Origin of the sequence: Pseudomonas sp. NFACC04-2, from assembly GCF_900119265.1 — a bacterium.
Lineage (GTDB): Bacteria > Pseudomonadota > Gammaproteobacteria > Pseudomonadales > Pseudomonadaceae > Aquipseudomonas > Aquipseudomonas fluorescens_AA.
In genome coordinates, this window is record NZ_FPJC01000006.1 from 54961 (window position 1) to 73715 (window position 18755).

The 18755-nt window shown below is 61.9% G+C and carries 22 protein-coding genes; 13 read left to right on the top strand and 9 right to left on the bottom strand.

The features are described 5' to 3' along the window. Window positions 1-223: 223 nt before the first annotated feature. The gene (locus BT125_RS10575) at window positions 224-970 is read right to left on the bottom strand and encodes a substrate-binding periplasmic protein (protein ID WP_072406706.1); all 747 of its coding nucleotides are present in this window, start codon (window positions 968-970) and stop codon (window positions 224-226) included. A gap of 205 nt (window positions 971-1175) precedes the next feature. On the opposite strand from BT125_RS10575, the gene BT125_RS10580 reads away from it, so the two are divergent. The 3 genes from BT125_RS10580 to BT125_RS10590 all read left to right on the top strand — a co-directional run bounded on the left by BT125_RS10580 (window position 1176) and on the right by BT125_RS10590 (window position 3468). Then, complete coding sequence (locus tag BT125_RS10580; RefSeq protein WP_072406708.1) at window positions 1176-1976, top strand: DUF6630 family protein; 801 nt, start codon at window positions 1176-1178, stop codon at window positions 1974-1976. 83 nt (window positions 1977-2059) lie between these two features. Further along, a complete protein-coding gene (locus BT125_RS10585; RefSeq protein WP_072406710.1) occupies window positions 2060-2293 on the top strand; it encodes a hypothetical protein in 234 nt (77 codons plus the stop codon). 221 nt (window positions 2294-2514) lie between these two features. Further along, complete coding sequence (locus BT125_RS10590; RefSeq protein ID WP_072406712.1) at window positions 2515-3468, top strand: alpha/beta fold hydrolase; 954 nt, start codon at window positions 2515-2517, stop codon at window positions 3466-3468. Between the two features lie 54 nt (window positions 3469-3522). Here the strand turns inward: BT125_RS10590 and BT125_RS10595 are convergent, their stop codons facing one another. Both BT125_RS10595 and BT125_RS10600 read right to left on the bottom strand, forming a co-directional pair. Further along, a complete protein-coding gene (locus BT125_RS10595; protein ID WP_072406714.1) occupies window positions 3523-3915 on the bottom strand; it encodes a GFA family protein in 393 nt (130 codons plus the stop codon). A gap of 32 nt (window positions 3916-3947) precedes the next feature. Next, window positions 3948-4874 carry a LysR family transcriptional regulator gene (locus BT125_RS10600; RefSeq protein ID WP_072406716.1) on the bottom strand — a complete coding sequence of 309 codons (927 nt, stop codon included), beginning with the start codon at window positions 4872-4874 and terminating at the stop codon, window positions 3948-3950. 133 nt (window positions 4875-5007) lie between these two features. Between BT125_RS10600 and BT125_RS10605 the strand changes: the two genes are divergently transcribed. Beyond that, a complete protein-coding gene (locus BT125_RS10605; RefSeq protein ID WP_060741601.1) occupies window positions 5008-5409 on the top strand; it encodes a RidA family protein in 402 nt (133 codons plus the stop codon). Between the two features lie 118 nt (window positions 5410-5527). Here the strand turns inward: BT125_RS10605 and BT125_RS10610 are convergent, their stop codons facing one another. The 4 genes from BT125_RS10610 to BT125_RS10625 all read right to left on the bottom strand — a co-directional run bounded on the left by BT125_RS10610 (window position 5528) and on the right by BT125_RS10625 (window position 8548). Then, a complete protein-coding gene (locus BT125_RS10610; protein WP_072406718.1) occupies window positions 5528-6007 on the bottom strand; it encodes a VOC family protein in 480 nt (159 codons plus the stop codon). A 69-nt stretch (window positions 6008-6076) separates the two neighbouring features. Continuing rightward, window positions 6077-7378: an Nramp family divalent metal transporter gene (locus BT125_RS10615; protein WP_072406720.1), complete on the bottom strand. Its 1302-nt coding sequence runs from the start codon at window positions 7376-7378 to the stop codon at window positions 6077-6079. Between the two features lie 152 nt (window positions 7379-7530). After that, complete coding sequence (locus BT125_RS10620) at window positions 7531-7767, bottom strand: hypothetical protein (protein ID WP_072406722.1); 237 nt, start codon at window positions 7765-7767, stop codon at window positions 7531-7533. Further along, window positions 7760-8548, bottom strand: coding sequence for an MlaA family lipoprotein (locus BT125_RS10625; protein ID WP_072406725.1), 789 nt, complete (start codon window positions 8546-8548; stop codon window positions 7760-7762). The genes BT125_RS10620 and BT125_RS10625 overlap by 8 nt, the downstream gene beginning before the upstream one ends. A gap of 341 nt (window positions 8549-8889) precedes the next feature. Here BT125_RS10625 and BT125_RS10630 point away from each other — a divergent pair, with 341 nt between their 5' ends. The 4 genes from BT125_RS10630 (at window position 8890) to kefC (ending at window position 13469) form a co-directional block, all read left to right on the top strand. Next, window positions 8890-9600 carry a response regulator gene (locus BT125_RS10630; protein ID WP_072406727.1) on the top strand — a complete coding sequence of 237 codons (711 nt, stop codon included), beginning with the start codon at window positions 8890-8892 and terminating at the stop codon, window positions 9598-9600. Further along, a complete protein-coding gene (locus BT125_RS10635; RefSeq protein ID WP_072406729.1) occupies window positions 9597-10943 on the top strand; it encodes a sensor histidine kinase in 1347 nt (448 codons plus the stop codon). The genes BT125_RS10630 and BT125_RS10635 overlap by 4 nt, the downstream gene beginning before the upstream one ends. 176 nt (window positions 10944-11119) lie before the next feature. After that, the gene (kefF, locus tag BT125_RS10640) at window positions 11120-11641 is read left to right on the top strand and encodes a glutathione-regulated potassium-efflux system oxidoreductase KefF (protein ID WP_060741595.1); all 522 of its coding nucleotides are present in this window, start codon (window positions 11120-11122) and stop codon (window positions 11639-11641) included. A gap of 1 nt (window position 11642) precedes the next feature. Next, the gene (gene kefC, locus BT125_RS10645; protein WP_072406731.1) at window positions 11643-13469 is read left to right on the top strand and encodes a glutathione-regulated potassium-efflux system protein KefC; all 1827 of its coding nucleotides are present in this window, start codon (window positions 11643-11645) and stop codon (window positions 13467-13469) included. A 6-nt stretch (window positions 13470-13475) separates the two neighbouring features. Here kefC and BT125_RS10650 read toward each other — a convergent pair whose 3' ends face one another. Next, a complete protein-coding gene (locus BT125_RS10650; RefSeq protein WP_083564485.1) occupies window positions 13476-14444 on the bottom strand; it encodes a GlxA family transcriptional regulator in 969 nt (322 codons plus the stop codon). A 91-nt stretch (window positions 14445-14535) separates the two neighbouring features. Between BT125_RS10650 and BT125_RS10655 the strand changes: the two genes are divergently transcribed. Beyond that, window positions 14536-15375 carry an MBL fold metallo-hydrolase gene (locus tag BT125_RS10655; RefSeq protein WP_072406734.1) on the top strand — a complete coding sequence of 280 codons (840 nt, stop codon included), beginning with the start codon at window positions 14536-14538 and terminating at the stop codon, window positions 15373-15375. On the opposite strand, the gene BT125_RS10660 is transcribed toward BT125_RS10655, so the two are convergent. Continuing rightward, window positions 15314-16177, bottom strand: coding sequence for an aldo/keto reductase family oxidoreductase (locus BT125_RS10660; protein WP_072406736.1), 864 nt, complete (start codon window positions 16175-16177; stop codon window positions 15314-15316). The genes BT125_RS10655 and BT125_RS10660 overlap by 62 nt on opposite strands. Window positions 16178-16277: 100 nt before the next feature. Here BT125_RS10660 and BT125_RS10665 point away from each other — a divergent pair, with 100 nt between their 5' ends. The 4 genes from BT125_RS10665 (at window position 16278) to BT125_RS10675 (ending at window position 18668) form a co-directional block, all read left to right on the top strand. After that, window positions 16278-17279, top strand: a complete 1002-nt coding sequence (locus tag BT125_RS10665; RefSeq protein ID WP_072406738.1) for a LysR family transcriptional regulator — start codon at window positions 16278-16280, stop codon at window positions 17277-17279. Between the two features lie 95 nt (window positions 17280-17374). Beyond that, window positions 17375-18055 (top strand): SOS response-associated peptidase family protein, encoded by a 681-nt coding sequence (locus tag BT125_RS10670; protein WP_072406740.1) that lies wholly within the window; start codon window positions 17375-17377, stop codon window positions 18053-18055. Beyond that, window positions 18052-18213, top strand: coding sequence for a hypothetical protein (locus BT125_RS28690; RefSeq protein WP_256573754.1), 162 nt, complete (start codon window positions 18052-18054; stop codon window positions 18211-18213). Before BT125_RS10670 ends, BT125_RS28690 begins: the two co-directional genes overlap by 4 nt. A gap of 74 nt (window positions 18214-18287) precedes the next feature. Beyond that, window positions 18288-18668, top strand: coding sequence for a RidA family protein (locus BT125_RS10675; RefSeq protein ID WP_072406742.1), 381 nt, complete (start codon window positions 18288-18290; stop codon window positions 18666-18668). Window positions 18669-18755 lie beyond the last annotated feature (87 nt).

The following is an 18755-nucleotide window of genomic DNA, read 5'->3' on the forward strand; positions in this document are numbered from 1 at the left end:
CTGGTTGCCACTTTACGAAACGAAGAAAGGTTCTTGGACGACCCTCTACTCTGCTATCGACGCAATCAGTCTCGGGCAACTGCGCCGGGCTGGCTGAAGCCGTACAGCGTCCTGATATCACCATAGACAGCACCCATCCGCTGGCCGAAGCCTCGGCTGCGCACCGACGAGCTTCACGCGGCGGTCTCCAGGGCAAGGTCGTGCTGATCGTCTGAGTGCGCTCTTATGGCCCGACCTGCCCTTCATACCGCCGCCGAATCCGCTCCAGCTCCCCTGATCGCCGCAACTGCTCCAAAGCCTTGGTCCACGCCGCGACCACTTCGTCTTCAGAGTCCAAGCTAAAGGCGATATACAACGACGAACGATAAAGCTCGATAGGAATTTTCCGCAGCGTGCCCGGCGCGATGTTCAACAGGCGACTGTAGTAAGCCACGCCCGCATCGGTGTCGCCGACAATGATGCCGGTGCGCCTGGCAAGCAGCATGCGATAGAGCAGCTTGCTTTCGGTGGCACTTTTGTCCAGGTTGTTGAAGCCCAGCGACTGCAGCCTCTGGGGCATCAGGCCGGCGTGGCGCGTGGTGATCTGCGGGGCACTCAGGAGTTGTTCCAGGGTGTTCAGCGGGGGCGTATTGGCCAGTTGATAAGGGTGGATGGACTCTTCCACGATGGGTCCGACCCATTTGTACAACGACTCGCGTTCCGATGTGCGAAACAGGGAATACATGATGGTCTTGGGGCGATGCTTGAGTATTTGGGTGGCACGCATGCTGGGTTGCAGCAACACCTCGAAGTCATCCCCAGTCAGCGCCATAATGGCCCGGACGATCTCGGTGGTCATGCCGGTGAGCCGGTTGTTTTCCAGGTAGTTGTACGGTGCCCATTCTTCGGTGACGATCTGATACTGCTCGGCCCTGACAACTGTGCCGAACAAGAGGCAAAGCAGCGCTGCAACCGATATCGAATGTCTCACGCGTACTCCCTGTGGACTGTTCGGTGTTCGTGCATGGATGGGCCTGATTCAAGAGGGCAAGGTAAGCATAGACCCAAACACTTGCCTGACAGTTGACGCAGTCCACATTCCGCCCCTTAGCAACCTCTGGACCTTGGTGTAGGATCAGCGCGAACCGGATACGCGGCGCTCCCCTTGCGCCCTCCTCCCTGTGATCCCAGTCCACATGAATCCTATCGATCCCCTGTCGCTTCAACGCATCATCACCGCTCATGGCAACGTCGAAGGCGCAGCGTATTTCGACGTGGAGGAAAGCCTCGCCCATGATCTGTTCCTCGACCGCATCGTGTTCCAGACCAACTATCTGGATTACCGCAGCTATGAGGTCGATCTCGCCGAGGGCCACGTGCGTGTGCGCAAGACGCGGCTGGATAATTACCTGCGCGGCCATAAGGCCCAGGTGATCGAGGACGACATGGATGACGAGGACTGGGACGAGCTGGGCAGTCTGTGGCAGCGCTTGAGCCACGACTTGGATACCCTGGGGCAAGGGCCGCAGCCCGATTTGGCCGATACCCTGGCCGATCTGTTCGAAGGCCTGTTCGACGAGGCACACGCGCAAGCACTCATTCAGAACCTGTCGACGCCTACCGGGCAGTGGGATTGGGCCTGGACGCAAGTCGAGTCAGCGCTCACCGAGGCCAATCGATTGGCTGGGTTCGAATGGAAGGAGTGGTCGTCCTGCGGCGTCGATGCGATCAATGCCCTGGCCCCGCTGCGGCAACTGGGCATTGAAATCTCTTCGCCTGAACGTAAAGCCATCGATGCCGTCAACCGCGCCAACGATTGGGAGCGCGCCCTCCTGCAGTATTTCAACGCACAGTTGGAGGCCCATGACTTGAAGTTGCTGGCCATTGGTACGCACTTCGATGAATACCAAGCTTTCGCCTGCCTGCCCATGAATGGCTTGGGCCTGGTCAATGTCCTGGAGATCATGGGCAGGCTGGGCATTGTCTACAAATATTAAGCGACGGCTGCCACGGGTTTTGCTCGGGCACCGTCTGCTTTTACCCGCCCAGGATGGGCCACCCTTCTTATGAGCCTCGCCCCATGAAAATCTGTGATCAATGCAGGTCCGTCATTTCTGACGAAAACGCTGCTTGCCCGCGCTGCGCCGAAAAAATGAGGCGCTCGGAGGAGGCTCTCGCCCTTACGTCCCAGCCGTCGAAAGGGTTGAAAATCCTTAAATGGGTGTTTATCAGCACGGTGGTTGCGGTGCTGGCGGCCGTGGCGGTGGTCGTGTGGATCTTTAATTCGTTGGGGCCGATGCCCTCTTTTGGTTGAGAACGACTTCAGGGCGCTAGAACAGTACTTTGTGGCGAGGGAGCTTGCTCTCTCGCCACAAATGATCACGGCAACCGAAGCGAAACGCAGCTATCCGATTTTCCCATAGTTGCTATCGATGCCCACGCCGTTCTCGTCATCGGCCTCTCTCTCTAATCTGACCACCAACGCGATCGATGACGATCGCCGCAGATCAAACCGACCTTATGGAGAGAGACACGATGAACACCTTCAACCGCACCCTGGCTGTCGCGACCCTGGCATTGGCCACTCTCAGCGCCGAGGCCGCATCGTCGGTCCAGGCCGCTGCAAGCGTGTCTGCGGTCGGCAGCGTGGTCCAGTCCGCCAGCTACATCACCACCAAGGATGGCGTTCAGCTGTATTACAAGGACTGGGGCCCGCGTGACGGCCAGGTCGTGACCTTCAGCCACGGTTGGCCGCTGGACTCCGACAGCTGGGAGGGCCAGATGATGTTCCTCGCCTCGAAAGGCTATCGGGTGATTGCTCACGACCGTCGCGGGCATGGTCGCTCCAGCCAACCTTGGGAAGGCAACGACATGGACCACTACGCCGACGACCTGGCGGCGGTGATTGAAGCGCTGGACCTCAAGAACGTGACGCTGGTGGGCTTCTCGACGGGGGGTGGTGAAGTGGCGCGTTACATCGGTCGCCACGGTACCAGTCGAGTGAAGAAAGCCGTACTGGTTTCTTCGGTGCCACCGTTGATGCTCAAGACAGACACCAATCCCGGCGGCTTGCCTATCGAGGTGTTCGACGGCCTGCGCAAGGCGTCCCTGGAGAACCGTTCGCAGCTGTACCTGGACATCGCCTCAGGCCCGTTCTACGGCTACAACCGCAAGGGTGCCAAACCATCCCAGGGGCTGATCCAATCGTTCTGGATGCAGGGCATGCAGGGTGGCAGCAAGAATACCTATGACTCGATTGCGGCGTTCTCGGCGACAGATTTCCGCGGCGATTTGAAGAAGTTCGACGTGCCGACCCTGGTCATCCATGGTGATGACGATCAGATCGTGCCCATCGACGCTGCAGGCCGGGCCTCGGCGGCGCTGATCAAAGGCGCCCGACTGATCGTCTACCCTGGCGCACCGCACGGTTTGACCGAAACGCACAAGGACCGACTGAACCAGGATCTGCTGACATTCCTCAAGGAGTAACATCTGGATCGGTTGTGGGGGGCCTGCTCGCGAAAGCGGCGGGCCTGATTGCATCTATTCCTCAGACCGCCCCGCACCCTCACGATCATGGGCATAGCATCGGGTGAACGGAAACGCCGGCAACCACGACTCACGGCGCACGCTCCAGCATTCGTAGCTGGGCATCAGTTGATTGGGCGCATCCAAGGCCCCCAGGTGCACTTCGATTTCGTCGCCAAAGCGGGCGAACAGCGACGAGCCACAGCGAGGGCAGAAAAAACGCCCGGCGTAGTCCCGGGTTTCACCCTCGATCGTCACCGCGTCCTGGGGGAACACGGCCGCCGCGTAGAAAAGTGCCCCGTGATGCTTGCGACAATCGAGGCAATGACAGACACCGACGCGATACGGGCGCCCTGAGGCTTCAAGTCGAACGTTGCCGCATAGGCAACCGCCAGTGAGTGGGTCCATTGTGCATCTCCTCTACAACTGGACAGACAATTTCACGAAACCGGTCGATCAATGATAGGCGCATGCTGCGCCATCAGCTCCACCACCCAATCAATGAACACCCGCAGCTTGGCATTGACGTGGCGATTCGGAGGGTACGCCACGTAGAGCGGCATCGGGTCGAGGCGCCAGTCTTCGAACAGCGGCACCAACTCGCCTTGCGCCTGGTAACGCCGGGACATGTACGCCGGCAACCAGAGCACGCCCAGCCCCGCCAGACCGGCGGCGAGGTAGGCGTTGCCGTCGTCGATGGCCAGGGCGTAGCGCCCTTTGACGTGAAGCAGCTCACTGCCACGGCGCATGGCGTAAGGCAAGGATTTACCGGTGCGCGCCCACAGGAAACCCACGGTGCGATGGGGCGAATCTTCCAGTTCGCGCGGATGCGCGGGCCGGCCGAACCGTGCCAGGTAACTCGGGGCGGCGAAGACCCCGAGGGCAAGATCGCCGACGCGCCGGGCCACCAGCGACTGATCCATCAGCTCACCGCCGCGCACCACGCAATCGACACTTTCATCGATCATGTCGACGATGCGATCACTGACGCCCATGTCGATCTGGATGTCCGGATAGCGTTCATAGAACGCCGGCAGGGCCGGTACCAGGATCATGACTGCCAGCGGGCTCGGCACGTCCACCCGCAAGCGCCCGCGGGGTAGCGCCTGGGCGCTGGAGACGCTGGTCTCGGCATCGTCCATGTCGGCCAGCAAACGGATCACCCGTTCGTAATAAATGGCACCGTCGGCGGTGACATTGACCTTGCGCGTGGTGCGGTTGAGCAACTTCACTCGCAACCGCGCTTCGAGCTGCTGCACCAATTGGGTCACGGTGGTCTTGCTCATGTGCAGGGTTTCGGCCGCCTTGGTGAAGCTGCCCGCCTCCACGACTCGCACGAACGCTTGCATCGCATCAAAACGATCCATTTCTGCCCCGGGTATCGATCCGATTGTTTGGAGTTTACAAACAGTGATCGCCAAGGTTGCTCGTTTATCGCCCGGACACAAGCCCCTAGAGTGAGTTCATCGTTTGGAACCCACTCTTTGATGGAGGTATTTAATGACGCAGCGCGATGTAGTTTTCCCGCCCGGACGCCAGGCACTGTATGAGCGCAATCGCTATTCACCGGCGATTCGTTCCAATGGTTTCCTGTTCGTGTCGGGGCAAGTCGGCAGCACCGCCGACGGTTCGCCGGAACCCGACCTGGAAGCTCAGGTGCGGCTGGCGTTCAACAACCTGAAGGCGATCCTCGCCGCGGCCGACTGCAGCTTTGACGATGTGGTGGATGTGACGGTGTTCATGGTGGATCCCGAGTCGACCTTCGAGCGGGTCTGGAGCGTTGTGCCCGAGTTCTGGGGCAGCGCGCCGCACCCGACACTGACCGCGGTGGGCGTGACGTGGTTGTATGGTTTTCAGTTCGAGATCAAGGTGATTGCCCGGTTGCCTGAAGCCACCTCGTGATATCGAGTGTGGGAGCGAGCCTGCTCGCGATAGCGGTGGGTCAGCTTGCATCATTGTTGGCTGTGCCGACGCCATCGCGAGCCAGTTCGCTCCAACAAGGGAATGGAAGTTGCGCCGGCTAACCTTTCACCGCCGCTTCAATCGCCGCGATGTCGATCTTGGTCATCGTCATCATGGCTTCGAAGGCACGCTTGGCGACGGCCTTATCAGGACTGGCGACCGCTTCAAGCAACACACGCGGGCTGATCTGCCACGACAAGCCCCACTTGTCCTTGCACCAGCCACAGGCACTGGCCTGGCCGCCGTTGTCGATGATCGCGTACCACAAGCGGTCCGTTTCGGCCTGGTCTTCAGTTGCAATCTGGAATGAAAAGGCCTCGCTGTGCTTGAACACTGGCCCGCCGTTGAGGCCGATGCAAGGGATGCCGATCACCGTGAAATCCACCGTGATCACATCCCCCTCCTTGCCCGACGGATAATCGCTCGGGGCCTGATAGACGGCGTTCACCGCACTGTCGGGAAACGTTTTGGCGTAGAACTGCGCAGCTTCGTGGGCATTGCCGTCGTACCAGAGGCAGATCCTGTTTTTATTGTTCATTCCGCTTCTCCGAAAAGGACTGGACGATAAAGTCTAGCAGTCCCCCCGAAAGTTGCAGGTGGCCGGACCTCAGGTAAACAGATCGACCCCCAGCTGGAACGCGACCCACAACGCCAGGCCCGTGGCAAACATCAGCGCGATGTTCTCGAACAGGTTGTTGCGATATTCCTTGCCCAGCAGGGACTTCTGGTTGGACATGATCAGCAGGCCCAGGGAAATCACCGGCAAGCCGACGATATTCAGCGCGTTGACACCAATGGTCAGCGTGACGAAATCCGGCATGCCAGGGAGCGACCAGATCAGCGGCGTCACGAGAATGAACAGCATGAACCATTTGTGCATCGGATCATGATGGAACTCTTTGCCGTAACGCTCCCGGCGCTCGGGCCGCACGTGCTGGAAGGCATCGGTGATCAGCATCGGAAACGCCGTGGTCTTGCCGGAGATACTGGCGAACAGCGTGGCGAACACGCCGATAAAGAACACGTACCAACCGATCGAGCCGAAGAACATTTCCAGGGCCTTGCCCAGATCGCCCAGGGTTTTGACCTCAATGCCGTTGGGTCGCAGGATTTCCGCACCGACGATCCAGATCGCCAGGTTGATAATGATCCCGACAAACACCGCAAACAGCAGGTCGTTACGCTGGATACGTTTGTGTTCAGGCCCCACCCAGCCCTTCTGGCGCATGACATACGGATGGACGAAGTTCGCGATGGAGCCGGCCACCGCGCCGATCACCGAGACGGCCACCAGCAGCGCACCGTGCACGCCTTCATCGGGTGGAATGCTGAAGCCGATGGTACCTTTGACGATGCCTGCGACGTCCGGGCCGGACATCACCGCCAGGGCCAGGAACGCCAGCGTCATGATCGCCAACAGGCCTTTCATCACGCCTTCGATCATCGAATAGATATTGCGCCCGACGAGCATCCACACCGCCAAGACCACCGCCACCGAACACAGCAGTGGATAGTCGACCTTGAGCAACATGGCCAGGGCTTCGCCAGCCCCCTTGATCATGTAGGCATTCATCAGGTGCCCCATGAGCAGCGCATACACCAGCATGAACCAGGCGAAAAACGGATTGAGCTGGGCATAGCCTTGCAGGATGGTCATGCCCTGGTTATTGCAGAGCTGGAAGCGCGCGATGATGTTGACGATCAGGTAGCGCAGCAGCAGAGAGACTGCCAGTACCCACATCATTGCGTAGCCGTAGTTCGCCCCGGCCACGGATGAGGTGATCAGGTCGCCGGCGCCCAGCCAGGACAGTACCGCGATAATGCCAGGACCGAGAAGCTTGAGCAGGCGCACGAAACGGCCTTGCGCGGGCGCCGCAACCTTGCCTTCAGCGGAAGGAATGCTCGTCATGGATGGAATCTCCGTTTATTTTTTTTGTGAGAAACGGCCACAGTCGAACACATTAGATACGACGTCGTACAACCATTATTCATGTGTAATTATGTAAAAATGTTTCAGGTATCCGCCCCCGATATTCCGCCGTACTCAAGAGCAAATCGCCACTAATCCTTCACCTGTTCGCCGTTATCGACCAACCAGCGCACCATCTTCGCCAACGGCACCCGATGCTGCTGGATGGCGCACCAACTGACGTGCTCATGGCGATACAACTCGACATAACGGTTGAGCAGCACATGGCGACCATCCTCGGCCAAGCGCAATTCAACTTCACGACAGTGCAAAGCATCCGGCTCGAGCGAGCGCATTCGCCGATGCAGGACCAACGGCTGGTTATTCATCGGCAGCGGCTCCATCCCGGCACTGCGGGTTGACCTCCCCCACCGTGCCCAACTTGCCTTGCGCGACAAGATCGGCACGCCGCTGCGCCGTGGCATCGCGAAGCGCCACGTAGTAATCCGGTTCGGCCTGCAGCTCGTCGGTCAGTGGCAACGCCTCGGCACGGCCATCGACAACGCCGCCGACGGTGTTGATCGTGCCCAGGGTGTCGACGGTACTGCTGTTGTCGCCGAAGGGGTCGACGGCAAAACTCAGCACTTTGCCCGTCGCGTCCCGCAGGTTGGCGCTGCCCAGCAGCGGCAGTTCCATGGTGGGCCCGGGGGCAAGGTTCCAGACGCCGAAGGTCTGGCCGAAATCGGCCTTGTGGCGCTCGATGCCCAGCTTGCCCGACACATCGATCAGCCCAACGATGCCCGCAGTGGTGTTGATGACGAAACGGCCCAGTGTGTTGACCGAGCGTTGGCCATTGCCTTGCAGCAGGTCGTTGATGAAGACCTTGGGTTCGCCGAAGTTCGCCACAAAGTTGTGGACGCCGGCCTGGAACATTTCCGGCAGCTTGCGATAACCACGGGCCACCGGGGCCAGCGCATAGTCATCCACGGTTCGGTTGAACGCGAAGATGCCGCGATTAACCGGTTCCGCGGGATCGTAAACGGTGAAGGTCGCGCTTTCACACGAGCCCGGCGTTGCAGCGGGCGTACTGGAGCAACCGCTGGCGAGTGCCGCCAATACAACCACGACGGTGGATCGAACGAACAACGGAGCGGGCTTGGTGATCGGCATACAGGGTTATCTCGGCGAGGAATGGGATGTTGCCTGGGCCGGTCGAAAACCAAACACCGCCCCCTGTGGCGAGGGAGCTTGCTCCCGCTTGAGTGCGAAGCACTCACCGCTTTTTTGGGGCCGCTTCGCGACCCAGCGGGAGCAAGCTCCCTCGCCACAGGGGGCGGTGTTGGTGGGTGGTTTAACTGACCGACATCAAGGCCATCCTGCCGCCGTTTTCTTGCCCGCAGATTTCCAGAATATTGCCCGCCGGAAACTTTATTACCGGGTTGAAATATATGACGCCGGCCCTGAATTGACCCTAGTATCCCCTCCTGTATTCATTACCCTGCGTGCCCGCCGTGAGCCATTTATTACTGGTGGACGACGACCTCGAAGTCCTCGCCCTCTTGCGCAAATTCCTCCAACAACATGGCTACAGCGTGGATGTGGCCGCCGACGGCAACGCCCTGTGGCAGGCGGTGGAGCGCCGGGTACCGGACCTGATCATCCTCGACGTCATGTTGCCGGGGGACAACGGGCTGGTGCTGTGCCAACGGCTGCGGGCCGAGCACACGGTCGGCATCATCATGCTCACCGCCATGGGCGAGTTGAGTGATCGCGTCGTCGGTCTGGAGCTGGGAGCGGACGATTACCTGACCAAGCCCTTCGATGCGCGGGAGCTGCTGGCCCGGGTGCGTGCCGTGCTACGGCGCACCGGTGAAGCCAGGGCCACGTCGAGCGACGCCTCCCGGCCCATCCTGGCGTTCGAAAACTGGCAACTGGACGTCACCCGCCGCGAGCTGCGCTCACCGGACAAGGTCATGATCCCGCTGTCCACCGGCGAGTTCGAACTGCTGCTGGTGTTTGCCGAGCACCCGCGCCGGGTGCTGACTCGCCAACAGTTGCTGGACCTGGCCCGCGGCGAAACCTTCGAGGCGTTCGACCGAAGTATCGACGTCCAGGTCAGCCGTCTACGACGCAAATTGGAGACCGACATCACCGGTGCGTCGATGATCCGCACCGTGCGCAACAGCGGCTACCTCTTCAGCCCTCACGTGGTGAAGCGATGAAACCCTCGCGCCCGGGCACTCGACGTCCACGGGACACGGTGGCGCGCTGGATCGCCCTGACCACCATGATCGCCATGCTGACCTTGCTGGCCCTCAACGAACTGTTCAGCCTGCTGGCCGGCGCCTGGGCGCGCCCTCCCTTGATGGAAACCGGCCTGATGGAAAAGGCCGCCGCCATCACCCGCATCATCGACTCTGTCGCCCCCGAACAACGCCCCACAATCGCCGCGGCCGCCAGCGACCAGGCGTTCGATGTGCACTGGTTGCAGCGGCATGAAGAGGCGCGCTTGCCCGTGATCGACGACCCGCAGTTCAGTAAAGGTTCGGCGTTCCTGCGCCAGCAATTGGGCCGGCCGGACGCCAGGATCGAAGCCTACGAACCGGGCGACTGGCCGGTCGGCCAACCGGGTGCACGCTACGCAGTGATCATCGAATTGGCCGACCATTCGTGGGTGATCTTCTCCGTACCGTCGCGCAGTTGGGGGCTGGGCGAATGGGCGCGCAACGGGATCATCATCGCACTGATCCTGCTCTCGACGCTGATCGTCGCGCTGATCGCCACCCGGCACCTGGCCGCACCACTGGAACGCTTCGCCGAAGGCGCCCGACGCTTTGGCGTCGACCACCAGGCGCCGCCGATTCCGGTCATCGGCCCCCACGAAATCCGCCAGGCGATCCTCGCGTTCAATGCCATGCAGGCCCAGCTCAAGCACTTCCTGCAGGACCGTACCCAGATGCTCGCCGCTATCTCCCATGACTTGCGCGCACCGCTGACCCGCATGCGCCTGCGCGGGGAGTTCATCGAGGATGCCGAGCAGCAATCGCGCTTGTTCAGGGACGTGGACGAAATGCAGGCGATGGTCAATTCAGCCCTGGAGTTCTTCCGCGACGATGCCCGGCTTGAACATGCCACCGCGTTCGACCTGGCCGAACTGCTACACACTATCGTCGACGACCTCAAGGACGCCGGCACCGAAGTTGGGTTCGAAGGTGCTCAGCGCTTGGTGTATGTCGGTCGGCCCATCGGCATCAAGCGCGCCTTGGTCAACCTGATCGACAACGCGATCAAATATGGCGGCCAGCCGACGGTTCGACTCGAAGCCGACGCCCACCGTGTGGACATTCGCATCCTGGACCGAGGACCTGGCATCGCCGCCCAATACCTTGAGCAGGTCTTCACGCCGTTCTTTCGCATAGAAGGTTCCCGCAACAAGCACACTGGCGGCGTCGGGCTCGGCCTGTCGGCGGCCCGGGCGACGGTGCTGGAGCATGGCGGGACACTGACCCTGCGCAATCGCAAGGGTGGCGGATTGGAGGCCAGGGTCTCGCTGCCGCTTGACTGAAGGCCCCGGTGTGTCGATCCGCGCTAAACAATCGGCGCCTTCCTCGGTAGGATGTCCGGCCTTTCCGGCCTGACCCTGTCCCGGAAAGGCGCTCTTGTTTGTATCGCTCGACCCAGCGCCATCGTTCGTGCCCACGACAGACAAGAATCGACGGAGCCAAACCAAGGAATTCACCGATGATTCTTATCATTTACGCGCACCCCTACCCCGACAAATCGCGGGTCAACCAGCAGATGCTCAAGCGAGCATCCAGCCACCCGGACGTGGTCATACGTTCGCTCTATGCGCTTTATCCCGACTTCGACATCGACGTCGAGGCGGAACAGCGTGCGGTGGAACAAGCAGAGCTTGTCGTCCTCCAGCACCCGATGTACTGGTACAGCTCCCCGCCCTTGCTGAAACTGTGGATCGATAAAGTCTTCACCCACGGCTGGGCCTATGGCAAAGGCGCCACGGCTCTCAAGGACAAGTCCCTGCTATGGGCCGTGACCACCGGCGGCGATCAGGGACATTTCCAGATCGGCGGCTACCCAGGCTTTGCCGCGCTGGCCCAACCCCTCCACGCGACGGCCATCTATTGCGGCATGCGCTGGCTGGAGCCGGTCGTCGTGCATGGCGCCTATGCCGCCGAAGCGGATGCCCAGCACGCCCAAATCGAACACTATGCCGCTCGCCTGGCCGCCTGGAAGGAAGATTGAAGTGGAAACTCACAGCCTGATTGAAATGCTCATCTACCTGGCCTCGGCGACGCTGATCGTACCCATTGCCGTTCGATTTGGCCTGGGCCCGGTGTTGGGTTATCTATTGGCCGGGTGCATCATCGGCCCGTGGGGGCTGAAGTTGATTACCGACGTCAAGGCCATCCTGGAGTTCGCTGAAATCGGCGTGGTGTTGATGCTGTTCATCATCGGCCTCGAGCTCGACCCCAAACGGCTTTGGGCCCTGCGCCGGATGGTGTTTGGTGGCGGCGCCCTGCAGATGCTCGCCTGTGGCGCTGCCATTGGGTTGTTCTGCACGGCCTTGGGCCTGAACTGGACGGCAGCCTTGCTGGTCGGCCTGACCCTGAGCCTGTCTTCCACGGCAATCGCCATGCAGGCCATGAGCGAACGCAACCTGACCGCCACCGCGGTCGGGCGCAGCAGCTTTGCCGTGCTGCTGTTCCAGGACATCGCGGCGATTCCCCTGGTGGCGATGATCCCGTTGTTGTCGGCCCACGGCGACACACCTTCGGGCACCGCGCTGTTGCTATCGATTGGCAAAATCGTCGCCGCCATCGCCATCGTCGTGCTGTTGGGGCGCTACGTGACGCGACCGCTGCTGCGCTTCGCCGCACGCTCAGGCTTGCGGGAGATTTTCAGTGCCGTCGCGCTTTTTCTGGTGTTCGGCTTCGGCTTTCTGCTGGAGGAAGCCGGCCTGTCGATGGCCATGGGCGCGTTCCTCGCCGGGGTGCTGCTCGCCAGCTCCGAATACCGACATGCCCTGGAGAGCGACATCGAGCCGTTCAAGGGCCTGCTGTTGGGCCTGTTTTTCATCGGCGTCGGCATGTCGATCGATTTCGGCACCCTGGTCAACGCACCGCTGAAAGTCATTACCCTGACCCTGGGTTTCATCCTGATCAAACTGCTGGTGATCAAGATAGCCGGCCGGTTCCTCAACGTCCCCGCCGGCCAGCGCTCCTGGCAGGCGGTGTTGCTGGGCCAGGGCAGCGAGTTCGCCTTCGTGGTATTTGGCGCGGCGACCGTGGCCGGCATCTTGACCGATCAATGGGGCAAGAGCCTGACCCTGGCGGTGGCCTTGTCCATGTGCCTGACGCCCTTGCTGATCCTGCTGCTGGATCGCTTCGAGTCCGTCACCCGGAAAAACAAACGCGAATCCGACCTCGTCGACCAGCAGAACCCACGGGTGATCATCGCCGGGTTCGGCCGCTTCGGGCAGATCGCCGGGCGCCTGCTAATGTCCTGCGGCGTCGAGGTGGTGGTATTGGATCACGACCCTGACAACATCGAGACGCTGCGCAAGTTCGGCGTGAAAGTCTTTTATGGCGATGCCACCCGCCTCGACTTGCTGCATGCGGCCGGCGCGGCCCAAGCGGTGGTGTTGATCAACGCGATCGACAATCGGGAAGACAACCTGACGCTGACCCGGCTGGCCCAGGAGCACTTCCCCGCGTTGCAACTGATCGTGCGGGCGCGGGACATGGGCCACCTCATCACCCTGCGACAGATGGGCGTGGAGGCCACCGAGCGGGAAACCTTCGAGAGCGCGCTGGCATTGGGTCGCAGTGCACTGGAGCACATGGGGGTCGGGGCTTACGAAGCGCGTGAACGGGCGGATCAGTTCCGGCGGCTGAACCTCAAGATGTTGGAGGAGATCGTCGCCCAGCCGGAAGACGACCTCAAGTTCCGCCACGACGCCTACCGACGCGCCAATGCGCTACTCACGGAGATGTTCAACGAAGACCGTGCCCACCCCGTCGATAGCTGGCCGGAACACCATCGCAACGAAACCGACAAGACGCCGGGTTGACCGGCGTCATACACGCCCGAACTTGCGCCGGTATTGCACCGGCGTCAGCCCGGTCAGCGCCTTGAACATCCGCTGCAAGTTGGAGCTGCTGCTGAAACCCAGCTCAGCGCCGATTCTGGCGAGGGGCAGCGTGGTCAACGTCAGACGTTCGCTGACCTGGTTCAACTTGATGCGCCGGGCGTAGGCCCCGACGGCCTGACCTGTCTCACGGCTGACCTTGCGTGCCAAGGTGCGCTCGGAGACCGCCAGCGCGCTTGCCAGCGCCTGCACCGTGATCCGCTCCGCCGGCATCTGTTCGATCAACCCATGCAACTGCCGCAACCATCCGCTGGGTTGCTCGATCAGCGTGCTGCCCTGGAACGCCCTATGGGGAATGGCCGGGCGCGGCAGCACCATGAGCCGAGTAATGTCCCGCAGCACGTCGCTGCTGACGCTGCGCTCGATGAGTTTTTCGGCAATGGGCAGGTAGCCGTTCACCCCGGACGCCGTCGCCGTACGTTCGTTGAACACGCAGTTCTGCTCGCTTTGCCAATGGACTTTTCGATATTGCTGGTGCATCGCTTGCGCCAGCCACCAGGTCACCGTCGCGCCCTGCCCGTCCAGGCGGCCGCTGGCGGCCAGCAGGCAGACGCCGGTGCAATACGACCAGAGCTGCAGCGCTCGGGCATGCTTGGACAGCGCGCTCACGAGGGCTGTCTGATCAGCCAGCAGCCCACTCACCTGCTCGGCCGATTCGGCCCAGAAACCGGGAACCAGAACGGCGTCCAGCCCGGTGCTGCCCAGGGCCGCTTCCGCGTGCAGGGTCATGCCATGGGCACACACCACCGGCCCGGCCTGCAAGGCGATGTAGCGTGCCTCGAACAGCGCCCGCCCCCTCCTGCGGTTGGCGGCATGCAGCAGATCGGCGAAGGCGAACAGGCCTGCGGGCATGCAGCCGGGAAACAGGAGCAGACCGACTCGAAGTTTTTTGATCATGGCTTGAAACGAATCAAAGATGTCATATCCGGCCATTATGCACACGGAACCGGATCGGCACCATGAGGCGCTCGCTCAACAGGAACGCCTCATGAACATCCAGCAGATCCGTAACGCCACGATCATTCTTGAATTCGGCCCGTATCGTGTACTCGTCGACCCGATGCTGGCTGGCAAGGGCACGTTGCCGCCGCTTCGGCTATTTGGGGCCACGCAGCGCAATCCGCTGGTGGAGCTTCCGGCCTCAACAGCGCAGGCCCTCGAGACCGTCACCCATTGCCTGATCACCCACTGCCAGAAAGGCCATTTCGACCATCTGGACCGCGCGGCCAAGCGGTGGCTGAGGGAAAAACAGATCCCGGTCATCTGTACACCCCGTGACGCCCCGTACCTCACCAAACGTGGCTTGAATGTCCAGCCGCTTGCCCAGGCCCATGACCAACCCCACCCATTCCTGGGCGGCACCCTTCGCTCCGTCCGATGTACCCATGGGCTGGGCCTGGTGGGCAAGCTGATGGAGCATGGCGTCGGCTACCTGATCGAGTTGCCCGGCGAACCGAGTGTCTACCTCACCGGCGACACCGTGCTCACCCCCACCGTGTGCGAATTTGTCTTGCGCCACCAGCCACAGGTCAGCGTGGTGCCGGCAGGCGGGGCACGGTTCGATATCGGCGGCGACATCATCATGGGCATCGACGAGACGCTGGAATTCACCCGGTTGTCCCGCGGGACCGTCGTGGCCAATCACCTGGAAGCGATCAGCCACTGCCCGACGACACGCAAAGCCCTTGCCGCAGCCGCCATGAAGGCGGGCGTTGGAGACCGGCTATTGATACCGGAGGATGGCGAGACGTTGGTCTTTCAGGCCACTAAACCAACGCGTCCAGCTCGGCGAGCATTGACGCAGGGATCGCCAGCTCACTCGCCGTGAGGTTTTCCCGCAGGTGCGCCAGGGACGATGTGCCAGGAATCAGCAGCAGATTCGGCGCACGTTGCAGCAACCACGCCAGGGCCACGCACAGCGGTGACGCCTGCAAGCGCGCCGCCACGCTGGAGAGGGTTTGCGACTGCAACGGTGTGAAGCCGCCCAGGGGGAAGAACGGCACGTAGGCGATGCCCTGCCGCCCCAGGTCGGCGATGAGATGTTCGTCATCGCGATGGGTCAGGTTGTAGTGGTTTTGCACGCAGACCACCTTGGCAATGCCCTGGGCCTGCTTGACCTGCGTGGCCGTGACGTTGCTCAGGCCCAGGTGACGGATAAGGCCCTGGCTCTGTAGCTGCGCCAGTGTCGTGAACGATTCTTCGATGGAGTCTTCCGTGGGCGAATGCATATCGCCCCACACCCGCAGGTTGACCACGTCCAGGACCTCCACTCCCAGGTTGCGCAGATTGTCGTGGACCGCCCGGGTCAGCTCGGCGGGGCTGTGGGCCGGGTTCCAGGACGCATCGGCACCGCGCACGGCACCGACCTTGGTTACGATGACCAGGTCCTGGGCATAAGGGTGCAGCGCTTCGCGGATCAGTTGGTTGGTAACATGGGGCCCGTAGAAATCGGCGGTGTCGATGTGGTTCACCCCGCTCGCCAATGCTTCGCGCAACACGGCTATGGCGGCCGCCGGGTCTTTGGGTGGCCCGAAGACCTGGGGCCCCGCCAACTGCATCGCACCATAGCCCATGCGATTGACCGTGCGATCGCCCAGTAAAAAGCTGCCTGCCTTGCCTGCAATATTCATCTCGTCGCCCTCGGATCAATGTGAGTGGGCCGACTATAGGCGTTGACCATTCCCTTGATAATCAGGTGCAATCAGCACGGGTTGTACGGCGGATAGAACAATGGCGACGGATATTCAAGACTTGCTGGCCTTTGTGGCCGTGGTCAATGCTAAGGGCTTTCGTGAAGGCGCGCGGGTGAGCGGCAAGTCCGCGTCGAGCCTCAGCGATGCTGTACGCCGAATGGAAAGCCGGCTCGGCGTGCGCCTGCTCAACCGCACCACCCGCAGCGTGGTACCGACCGAGGCCGGTGCCCGGTTGATGGAGCGCATCGTCCCGGCCTTGGGCGAGGTCGAGGCGGCGATGGACGTGGTCAACGACTTTCGCGACCGTCCTTCGGGCACCCTCAGGCTGAACGTACCGGTCAGCGCGGCCCGGCTGGTGTTGCCGGCGATCATCACGCCGTTCCTGAAAAGCTATCCCGACATCCGCCTGGAGGTGGTCACCGAAGAGAGCTTCGTCGACATGCTCGCGGCCGGCTGTGACGCGGGCATTCGCTACGACGAACGCCTTGAGCAAGACATGATCGCCATCCCCATCGGCCCCCGCTTTCAGCGCTTCGCCACGGCTGCGGCACCGGCGTATCTCGATGCGCGGGGCAGGCCGGAACATCCCAGAGACCTGCTGGAACACGCGTGCCTGCGGGGCAAGTTCCCCAGCGGCGCGATGCCGCTGTGGGAGTATGAGCGTGGCGGCGAAACCATCAGCGTCGACCCGAGCGGCCCGTTGATCACGCGCATTGGCGGTGCGGTGGACCTGTCGGTGCAAGCCGCTGTAGACGGTCTGGGCATCGTCTACCTGTTTGAAGACTGGTTGCGACCCTATCTGGACAGCGGTGCCCTCGAACCGGTACTCGAACCCTGGTGGCAGCGCTTCACCGGGCCGTTCCTCTACTACCCCGGCCGCCGCTATCTGCCCTCGCCGTTGCGGGCGTTCGTGGACTTCATCCATGCACAACGGGGTGGGGACGAGCTTGCTCGTGATGAGGGTCCCTCATCGCCCGCTCGTCTCCCCGCCGTGAGGATTTTCGAACCAAGCCATTCCCGACGGCTCGGACCTACATGACACCGCTGAAAGCCACGCTGACGCACTTCGACGTCACGGCTTGAACAGGGGGTAGATCAAGGCTTCTTTGCGGTTCACTGCCGGGAGTTTTCGTTATGTGCGACGGTCTTGTTCAACACGGTTCTTCAAAGGACTCCCTGGCGTATTTCGCCCAGCGAGACACGCCCGGCAGCCGGTTCGGTACAAGCGTGACACCCTTGGACCTGTACCTGACAGCGCCGCCCAAGGCCCAGGAGCACACCCTGATCAAGCCAAACATGCAGGTCAGCGCCATTCGCCGTCGCCGGGGGCACTTGGAGTGCATCAAGGTTCGTTGGGGCTGGTCGCCAATCTGGTCGGTGGGAACGATGCCGCCGCTGACGCATCTGCCCTTGCATTTGGTCATGCGCTCCAAGGTCTTCGATCCCATCAAGCACGAAGGCCGCGTACTGGTCGCCGTGGAAGGCTGGTATGAGGCGCAAGCCCCGGCCTCGCCCTCCCAGGCGCAACGCCTCCTCTATACGACCACCCGGCAGTCGACCCCGATCTTCCTGGCCGCCCTGGCCCAGGCCAGCGAGACGCCGTTTGGCTGTGACGGCCTGGCCCTGGTGACGTATGGCGACATCGCCAACCAGCAGCAGCGGGTGCTGGCCTTCAGCGCCGAAGATGCACTCGATTGGCTGGAGCCCGAGCTGGGTTGGGAGCAGGCACAACAACTGGCCGCACGTCTGAACGGCGCGCAACCGGCCCTTGAGCCGACGATGACAGCCCAACGGCCGGCTCAGGGCGGACTTTGATTCGCAGTCCCGCGGCGGCGCAGTCCCATGCGCGCATGAGCGCCGTCAGCCTCGACAGTGGCTTCGACGTGGACGACGACGCCTTGCACGGCACCCTGGCGCTGGAGGCCTACCTCCAGGCGCTGGTGCAAAACGATGGGCTGGGAGCGCGCGGATAAAGGAATGCAGAAACGACGCAGCAAGGGACGGTAAACTGCGGCGGTTCTTTTTCTTTTCCAGCATGAGGCTTTGCATGAGCAACCCAGACATCACGTTTATTCCAGATCCGGATGCGGACTCCATTTCCTCCGACGTCGCCGGTTTCGGCGGCCTGCTGGTTTCCACGCAAATCCCCACCCACGCCGACGGCAGCCTGGAACTGGGTGACATCACCCGGCAGAGTGAATGCACCCTGCAAGCCCTCAAGAAGGCCCTGGAGGGCGCCGGCAGTTCCATGGACCGGGTCCTGCACCTGACCATCTACCTGACCGACATGGCTGACCGCGCCGCATTCAACGAGGTCTACAAACGCTTCTTCGCCAAGCCTTGGCCGGTTCGTGCGGCGGTGGGTGTGGCAGCGCTGGCGGTTGAAGGCATGAAAGTGGAAGTGACGGCGATGGCGGCGAAGGGCTGAACGAGCGCGTTGCGCTTTTGTAGCGCCGCACTGCTTTTTGTGGCGAGGGAGCTTGCTTCCTGCCACAAAAGCCTCTCGAACATGCCC

Coding starts and splice junctions, on each gene's coding strand:
- BT125_RS10580 (WP_072406708.1), top strand. CDS start 1,176: ATGAATCCTATCGATCCCCTGTCGCTTCAACGCATCATCACCGCTCAT.
- BT125_RS10600 (WP_072406716.1), bottom strand. CDS start 4,874: ATGGATCGTTTTGATGCGATGCAAGCGTTCGTGCGAGTCGTGGAGGCG.
- BT125_RS10585 (WP_072406710.1), top strand. CDS start 2,060: ATGAAAATCTGTGATCAATGCAGGTCCGTCATTTCTGACGAAAACGCT.
- BT125_RS10595 (WP_072406714.1), bottom strand. CDS start 3,915: ATGGACCCACTCACTGGCGGTTGCCTATGCGGCAACGTTCGACTTGAA.
- BT125_RS10650 (WP_083564485.1), bottom strand. CDS start 14,444: ATGATCAAAAAACTTCGAGTCGGTCTGCTCCTGTTTCCCGGCTGCATG.
- kefF (WP_060741595.1), top strand. CDS start 11,120: ATGATTCTTATCATTTACGCGCACCCCTACCCCGACAAATCGCGGGTC.
- BT125_RS10670 (WP_072406740.1), top strand. CDS start 17,375: ATGTGCGACGGTCTTGTTCAACACGGTTCTTCAAAGGACTCCCTGGCG.
- BT125_RS10665 (WP_072406738.1), top strand. CDS start 16,278: ATGGCGACGGATATTCAAGACTTGCTGGCCTTTGTGGCCGTGGTCAAT.
- BT125_RS10615 (WP_072406720.1), bottom strand. CDS start 7,378: ATGACGAGCATTCCTTCCGCTGAAGGCAAGGTTGCGGCGCCCGCGCAA.
- BT125_RS10635 (WP_072406729.1), top strand. CDS start 9,597: ATGAAACCCTCGCGCCCGGGCACTCGACGTCCACGGGACACGGTGGCG.
- BT125_RS10655 (WP_072406734.1), top strand. CDS start 14,536: ATGAACATCCAGCAGATCCGTAACGCCACGATCATTCTTGAATTCGGC.
- BT125_RS10605 (WP_060741601.1), top strand. CDS start 5,008: ATGACGCAGCGCGATGTAGTTTTCCCGCCCGGACGCCAGGCACTGTAT.
- BT125_RS10620 (WP_072406722.1), bottom strand. CDS start 7,767: ATGAATAACCAGCCGTTGGTCCTGCATCGGCGAATGCGCTCGCTCGAG.
- BT125_RS10675 (WP_072406742.1), top strand. CDS start 18,288: ATGAGCAACCCAGACATCACGTTTATTCCAGATCCGGATGCGGACTCC.
- BT125_RS10660 (WP_072406736.1), bottom strand. CDS start 16,177: ATGAATATTGCAGGCAAGGCAGGCAGCTTTTTACTGGGCGATCGCACG.
- BT125_RS10590 (WP_072406712.1), top strand. CDS start 2,515: ATGAACACCTTCAACCGCACCCTGGCTGTCGCGACCCTGGCATTGGCC.
- BT125_RS10625 (WP_072406725.1), bottom strand. CDS start 8,548: ATGCCGATCACCAAGCCCGCTCCGTTGTTCGTTCGATCCACCGTCGTG.
- BT125_RS10610 (WP_072406718.1), bottom strand. CDS start 6,007: ATGAACAATAAAAACAGGATCTGCCTCTGGTACGACGGCAATGCCCAC.